The 6,844-nt window shown below is 61.0% G+C and carries 5 protein-coding genes and 1 tRNA gene; all 6 read right to left on the bottom strand.

The genetic code is table 11. From position 1 onward, the window contains the following. Positions 1–33: 33 nt before the first annotated feature. The 6 genes from HMPREF2896_RS04375 to HMPREF2896_RS04350 all read right to left on the bottom strand — a co-directional run bounded on the left by HMPREF2896_RS04375 (position 34) and on the right by HMPREF2896_RS04350 (position 6,830). A tRNA-Arg gene (locus HMPREF2896_RS04375) sits at positions 34–107 on the bottom strand. Positions 108–247: 140 nt separating this feature from the next. Further along, a complete protein-coding gene (locus HMPREF2896_RS04370; RefSeq protein ID WP_070710966.1) occupies positions 248–1,843 on the bottom strand; it encodes an alpha/beta fold hydrolase in 1,596 nt (531 codons plus the stop codon). Between the two features lie 104 nt (positions 1,844–1,947). Continuing rightward, positions 1,948–2,577 (bottom strand): LutC/YkgG family protein, encoded by a 630-nt coding sequence (locus HMPREF2896_RS04365; protein WP_070718021.1) that lies wholly within the window; start codon positions 2,575–2,577, stop codon positions 1,948–1,950. After that, on the bottom strand, positions 2,574–4,079 hold the full coding sequence (locus HMPREF2896_RS04360; protein WP_070646023.1) for a LutB/LldF family L-lactate oxidation iron-sulfur protein: 1,506 nt from the start codon (positions 4,077–4,079) through the stop codon (positions 2,574–2,576). The genes HMPREF2896_RS04365 and HMPREF2896_RS04360 overlap by 4 nt, the downstream gene beginning before the upstream one ends. Further along, positions 4,079–4,864, bottom strand: coding sequence for a (Fe-S)-binding protein (locus HMPREF2896_RS04355; RefSeq protein ID WP_010187137.1), 786 nt, complete (start codon positions 4,862–4,864; stop codon positions 4,079–4,081). The genes HMPREF2896_RS04360 and HMPREF2896_RS04355 overlap by 1 nt, the downstream gene beginning before the upstream one ends. Positions 4,865–5,177: 313 nt before the next feature. Continuing rightward, a complete protein-coding gene (locus tag HMPREF2896_RS04350; protein WP_070646020.1) occupies positions 5,178–6,830 on the bottom strand; it encodes an L-lactate permease in 1,653 nt (550 codons plus the stop codon). Between the last annotated feature and the right edge of the window lie 14 nt (positions 6,831–6,844).

Below are 6,844 nucleotides of genomic sequence, written 5' to 3'. Positions count from 1 at the left end.
CCGACCGGAACGATGTCTCGAGACTTCACAAAGTGCCCCTGACAGGGATCGAACCTGCGACCTTCGGTACCGGAAACCGATGCTCTAATCCGCTGAGCTACAAGGGCATTGCTGGCGAAATGCCAACGATGCGATTCTAGCCTATAAAGACTGAAGCGCAGTAATTGGCCTCACGCCGATGGGGGTGTGGTGGGAGGAAGGCGCGGCTAGGTAAGCCGCGCCTTCATTGTTCCCGCAGCCTTTCTGGCTAGGCGGGCTGTTCCTGAGCCTGGGGCTGGTCAAAGAAGCCCGGCGCATCCGCGGTGTGGACCTCACCGGTGCGCAGGTAGTCAACCACAATCTGGTCGACGGCCTTGTTGCCCATGGCGAAGTGGCCGTGGCCCGGTCCGTGGACGGTCACCACGCGGGACTGCATCGGATCCGAAAGACCGCGGTAGAAGGCGTACGGGGTCTGCGGGTCACCGGTAGCCTGCAGCTGCAGCGGCTTGGTCTGCAGCTTCTCACCGGAGACGGCAATCGGGGTGCTGACCGGCGCGCGACCGCCGCAACCCGCGCCAGAGGCGTACATCGAATTAAACAGAGTGAACGGGTCAATCGTCACGTAGTTCGACCACAGGAACGCCGGAATGAGAGTCGGATCCGTCGGCGCGGTATTCTCATTGCACATAATGATGTTTTGCATGCTCATTGCATTGACGAGCTGCTGCTGGGCTTTTTCTGGATCCTGTTGAGGCTGTTGTGCCGCCTGCTCCTCAAAGTTCATAGGCTCAACACCGCCGATGTGCTTGGCCAGTGCGTCCCACGTCTCGGGGCGGGGAAGGAGCTCACGGGTCGCGCTCAGCGTCGGCGAGGCAGCTTGAACAGCCTGCGGGTTGCGTACCTTGCCCGCAAGGTGCTCTGCCTGTACACGCAGCTCTCCCGTGGCGGTCATGACATTGGCGCCGGGCTGGCCAGCAAACTCCAGTCCTGGCGGGAGGTCACCAATCTGGGCGTTCGGAGGAAGCACAGTCGGGCGCACGCCTGCTTCCTTGGCCACGATCTGGGACCAGCGCTCATAAGCCTTCAGCGGCGTGGTACCGGCGTGGTAGGTGGCGTCGTTCTTGGCCACGTACGCAAAGAAGTCATGGAGGGCATTCTCATAGCCTGCCTGCTGGGAGGCGAAGATCTGGTTCCATGCCATCTTCGGATTCATGCCGGAGTCCAGCACGACCTTGTCGGTGTGCTGCGGGTAAAGCGTGGCGTAGGTGGAGCCTAGGAAAGTGCCGTAGGAAAGACCGGCGATGTTGATTCTCTCCTCACCGAGCGCCTGGCGAACAACCTCCCAGTCCTTAGCGGTGTTCTCCGTGGTTAGGGAGTCGGTGTAGCCCGGGGTGTTCTTCTCACAGTCATCGCGGGTAATCGCGCCGATCTGTGTCAGCTGCGCTAGCGGGTTTCCGCGTACTTCGCTGGACGAGCAGTTCACTTCTCCGGATTCGCGCAAACCTCGGGGCTGGACGCCAATGATGTCGTAGCCCTGTTTGATTTCTTCAGGCCACGCCGCAAAGTTAGCCCAGCTGTATGCGTCACCGCCCGGACCGCCAGGGTTGGTGAATAGGGCGCCCTGGCGGTTGCCCGTGGCCTTGAGACGGATGAGGCCGACATCGATGGTGCCTTTCTCCGGGGCATCGTGATAGGTCGGAACGGTTACGTGGCCACACTCGGCGCGCTCCTCGGTGACCCCCTCCGGGCATGGGCCCCAATTGATGGTGGGTTGGTCTGCGTGAGCGACAGCGGGCGCGGCAACCAGACCAGCAGCGATAGCCACGGGCCCCAGCACCGAGCCTAAAACACGAGAAAGACGCATAGAATAAGGCTCCTCAAATCGTTAATTGGTACGGGCCTTATCCTATGCGCCGGGGGTGATGTGAGCCGAGTATTCGGAAGGGGCGGGTGCCCCCGAACGTCACATTACTTAACAATCACCACAATGAGATCGCGCGGGCCGTGGACACCTTCCACGCGGGAGAGCTCAATATCCGAGGTTGCAGAAGGGCCAGAGATCCACGTTGCTGGGCGCTCCGGGTTCATACGGGAGACCATCTCCGGCACACCGTAGACGATCTGGTCCTTGCGCACGATGCACACGTGACGGTCCGGTACCAGGGTCAGCGCGCGGCGGCCACAGGTCTCATTGGACTCAAGCACAATGGTGCCGGTCTGCGCGGAGGTGACGTGGGATTCGGTCACCACGGCATCGACAGCGTCAAGCTCGCGCGGGTCCTTGGCGTTGTCGTCCGGGGTGGCGGTGCCTTCGAAGCCGTCGAGAAGCCCAGCGTCCATGCCGGGGGCGTAGATGACGGTTGAGCAGCCGCGCTCCTTCAGGATGCCCACGAGGGTGGAATTCAACCCAGACTCATCGGTGACGTGCACGTCAGCCTTGTAGTCTTCGAGGCGGTCCACCAGCATCTCACGCAGCTCATCCTCGTTGAGCGTGCCTTCCTTCTGGTACTCGCGCGGAATGTCTACGTGGTCCGGCAGGCCGGCCTGCTTCTGGGCGGCGGAAATGCGGTTGAGGATTTCCTCTTTGGCGGTGGTCACTTGATGCCCTCCTTCTTGGCTTGGGCGAGGAGTTCTTGAGCTTCGTCAGTGTCGAACCATTGGCGGAAGGACTTCTTCGGCGGAACGGCGGTATCGCGTACCTCGGACCAACCAGACATAAACAGCGGTAGCTTGTCGATGACCCCGTTGAAACCACCGAGGACACGGCCGAGCGCCACCATGTGGGTTATCTGGTTCCAGATCTTCGGGTTCTTCCACACAAGCTCAACTACCTGGAAGAGCTTCTCTTCGACCGGCGGGGTGGCGTGGGTGACCTTCTGGTAGCGGTTTTCCAGAATGACCTGGGAGAGCGGGATGCGCACCGGGCATACCTCGTCGCAACGGCCGCACAGGGAGCAGGCATAGGGCAAGCTTGCCGACGGATCGTTGTGGTCCTTCATGCCAGTCAGCTGTGGCGTCAGGGAGATACCAATCGGGCCCGGGTAGACGGAGCCATAGGCGTGGCCGCCGGCGCGCTCGTAGACCGGGCAGACGTTCAGGCAGGCAGAGCAGCGGATGCACTTGAGCGCCTCGTGGCCCTTGGGGGAGGACAGAGCAGCGGTGCGGCCGTTGTCCAGCAGCACGATGTGGAAGTTCTGCGGGCCGTCACCTTCGGTCACGCCAGACCACATGGAGGTGTATGGGTTCATGCGCTCTGCAGTGGAGGAGCGCGGCAGAAGCTGGAGGAAGACCTCGAGGTCCTGGAAAGTCGGGACCAGCTTCTCAATACCCATCACGGTAATGAGGGTCTCCGGCAGGGTCAGGCACATGCGGCCATTGCCCTCAGACTCCACGATGTTGATGGTGCCGGTTTCTGCCACACCGAAGTTAGCGCCGGAGATGGCCACCTTGGCCTTCATGAACTGCTCGCGCAGGAACTGACGGGATGCTTCAGCCAATTCCGCCGGCTCGGCCTTGAGCGAGTCATCGGTATTTGGCATCTTGTTGACGAAGATATCGCGAATCTCCGCGCGGTTGCGGTGGATAGCCGGGACCAGAATGTGGGAAGGCTTGTCCTCACCCAGCTGGACGATGAGCTCCGCCAGGTCAGTCTCTTGGGCGTGGATGCCGGCTTCTTCCAGGTGTTCGTTGAGTGCGATTTCTTGGGTGGCCATGGACTTGATCTTGACCACGTCGGTCTCACCGGTTTCGCGGATAAGGCCCTCGATAATCTCGTTGGCTTCCTTGGCGTCGCGTGCCCAGTGGACGATGCCTCCGCGCTTGGTCACCTGCTCTTCGAATTGGAGCAGCAATTCGCTCATGCGTACGGCGACGTCATCCTTGAGTGCGGAGCCGGCGTCGCGAAGCTGCTCCCAGTCCGGGGTCTCGTCAACGGCGTGCTGGCGCTTATCACGAATCGTGGTGGTGGCGTGGTGCAGGTTGCGGCGCTGGGTGGCGTTGTTAAGACCCACGTGAGCCAGCGGCACGAAGGCCTTCGAGCCGCGCAGGTTGCCGTAGCCTTCAGGAGCACGCGGAGGAGTGGTGTCGAGGAAGGAAGTCATTAGAGCATCTTCTCCTTGGAGTAGGCCGCAGAGGTAGGAGTCCACGGGTGTTCCTTGGTGGAGGCGAGGATTTCCGCCAAGTGGATAGCGCGAACACCGGAGCGCTGGCGAGCCAGAGCACCACCGATATTCATCAGGCAGGAGGAGTCACCGCCGGTGACGTACTCGGCCTCGGTTTCGCGGATGTGGCGGGTCTTATCACCGACCATCGCTGCGGAGACCTCCGCGTTCTTGAGGGCGAAGGTGCCGCCGAAACCGCAGCATTCTTCTGCATTAGGCAGCGGGGCGAGGTCGATTCCCTCGACCTCCTTCAGCAGTTGGTAGGGGCGGTCACCCAACTTGAGGAAGCGCAGGCCGTGGCAGGAAGGGTGGTAGGTCACGCGGTGCGGGAAGAAAGCGCCGACGTTGGTGACCCCGGCGACGTCGACCAGAAACTCCGGCAGATCCAGGGTCTTGCCGGCTGCCTTCTTGGCGCCGTCCACATCGGCGGAAGTGCCGAAACGATCAGCGATCATCTCGTGCTGCTCACGCACGGCGCCCACGCAGGAGCCGGAGGCGGAGACCACGTAGTCGATGGAGGGATCCGCAAAGGCGTCCGCATAAGTGCGGATCATGCCCAGGGTCTGCTCCTGGTAGCCGGTGTTGATGTGCATCTGGCCGCAGCAGGTCTGCTCCTCTGGGAAGACGACGTCATAGCCCAAGCGAGAGAGAATGAGGGCCGTGGCCTTATGAGCATCGGGGAAGAGTGAATCACCGATGCAGGTGGAAAACAATGCTATTCGCATTCGCGTGTGCTCCTTAGTCTGCCTCTCTGTAGCTTGTCCTGTGCTTGGCACAGCGATGGTGTACTCGGATGCGCGCTACCAGGACAGCCGCAGTGGGCATTTTTCGAGTTTGTATCTATGAGCCTACCGCCCAAAACTCACATTATCGAGGCGGAATTAGCCCTCCTACCTGGCGTTTTATCGCAACATTAATGTTGTGAAATTCCTTACGTGCAGAGATGAAGCGGTCACAAAAAGCGGGCAAGCGAAAACCCCCAGATGTGGCGAGTGAAGTGCCCGATTCTGGGGGTAGTTGGTGCTGAGGACTGAGAACTTAAGGAACCAGGAAGCCCAGCACGTTGGTCATGAGAAAAACGATGATGCACACGACGGCAAGGAAGGCCACGGAGTAGCCCACAACGGCCTTGAAGATGCGGGATTCCTCGCCCTCCATTTGAACCGCAGTGGCTGCAATGGCCAGCGACTGCGGGGAGATCATCTTGCCCACAACGCCACCCGAGGTATTGGCAGCCAGCATGAGGTCCGGGTTAACGCCGATGCGCTCAGCAGCGGTGACCTGGAGGTTGGCAAAGAGTGCGTTAGCGGAGGTATCCGAACCGGTAACCGCGGTACCAATCCAACCCAAGACGGGGGAGAAGAGCGCGAAGATACCTCCGACAGAAGCCACGAACTGGCCGATGGAGATGGTCTGGCCGGAGTAGTTCATAGTGTAGGCCAGCGCCAGGACCAGGATGATGGTCAGCGCAGAGAACTTCATGCGGGAGATAACCTCGCCAAACTTAGCTAGCGGTGCCGATGCCTCCAGCGTGTAGCGGCCGTTCTCGTTGAAGGACATGTAGATAACAGCCACGATGATGCCGGAAATCAACAGCAGGGTGCCCGGGTTGCCCAACACGTTGAACTTAAACGCGGTATCCATGGCGTGGCCTTCGGCGTCGAAGACGGTGCCTTCGAGAAGCGGCCAGGCAACGTTGAGCTGCAGGAAGCCGAAGATGGACGGCCACGCGGTGGCGATGGCGAAGACAGCGGTGACCACGGCATAGGGCAGCAGTGCCATCCAGATGCGGCTGCCGTTGAGGTCCGTGACCTCCTCTTGGGCGGGCAACTCCATGCGCTCACGCAGGCTGTCCACACCCTTGGGCTTCCACACACGCAGGAAGAGGAAGCCAGCGCCGAGGGAGACAATGCAAGCCACGACGTTGGTGAGCTGGTAGGCAAAGAAGGTGGCCGCGGCCCACTGAGCAATGGCGAAGGAGATGCCGATGACAGCGGCGGCGGGACCTGCTTCTTTAACACCCCGCATGCCGTCAAGGATGAAGAGGATAAAGAAAGGCACGACGGCGGCGATGAGCAGGACCTGCAGCGAAATCAGTCCGGCGATATCAGCGGTCTGTTCGGCGGTACGGCCGCCCACGGAGCCTGCGGTGGTCACCGGGATGCCTACCGCGCCGAAGGCCACGGGTGCGGTGTTGGCGATGAGCACGGTGGTGGCTGCCTTGAGGGGTTTGACGCCCAGCGCCAGGATCATGGTGGCCGTAATTGCTACCGGAGCGCCGAAGCCGGCGAGCGCCTCCAAGAGGCCACCGAAGCAGAAAGCGATGAGAATGGCCTGGATGCGAATATCGCCATCGCCCAAGAGGTCAAAGGTCTTGCGCAGGTCATTGAAGCGGCCAGAGGCCACGGTGACCTCGTAGAACCAGATGGCAGTAATGATCACCCAGACGATGGGGAAGAGGCCGAAGAGCCCGCCGCGCACCGCGGAGGACAAAGCCATGCCGGTTGGCATGCCCATGCCAAAAATGGCGATGAGAACCGCGACGAGAAGCGCTACCGCACCCGAGGTGTGAGCGCGGGCCTTGAGCCCTAGGAGCATGATGAAGAACGCGATGAGCGGCAACGTGGACACCAGCGCGGTGAGCCCGATGTTGCCAGCGATGGCGTCGGTGGTGATGTTGAAGGTTGACATAAAACTCAATTCCA

The sequence above is a fragment of the Corynebacterium sp. HMSC069E04 genome, assembly GCF_001813175.1.
Lineage (GTDB): Bacteria > Actinomycetota > Actinomycetes > Mycobacteriales > Mycobacteriaceae > Corynebacterium > Corynebacterium aurimucosum.
This window is presented reverse-complemented; position numbering and strand designations above follow the sequence as displayed.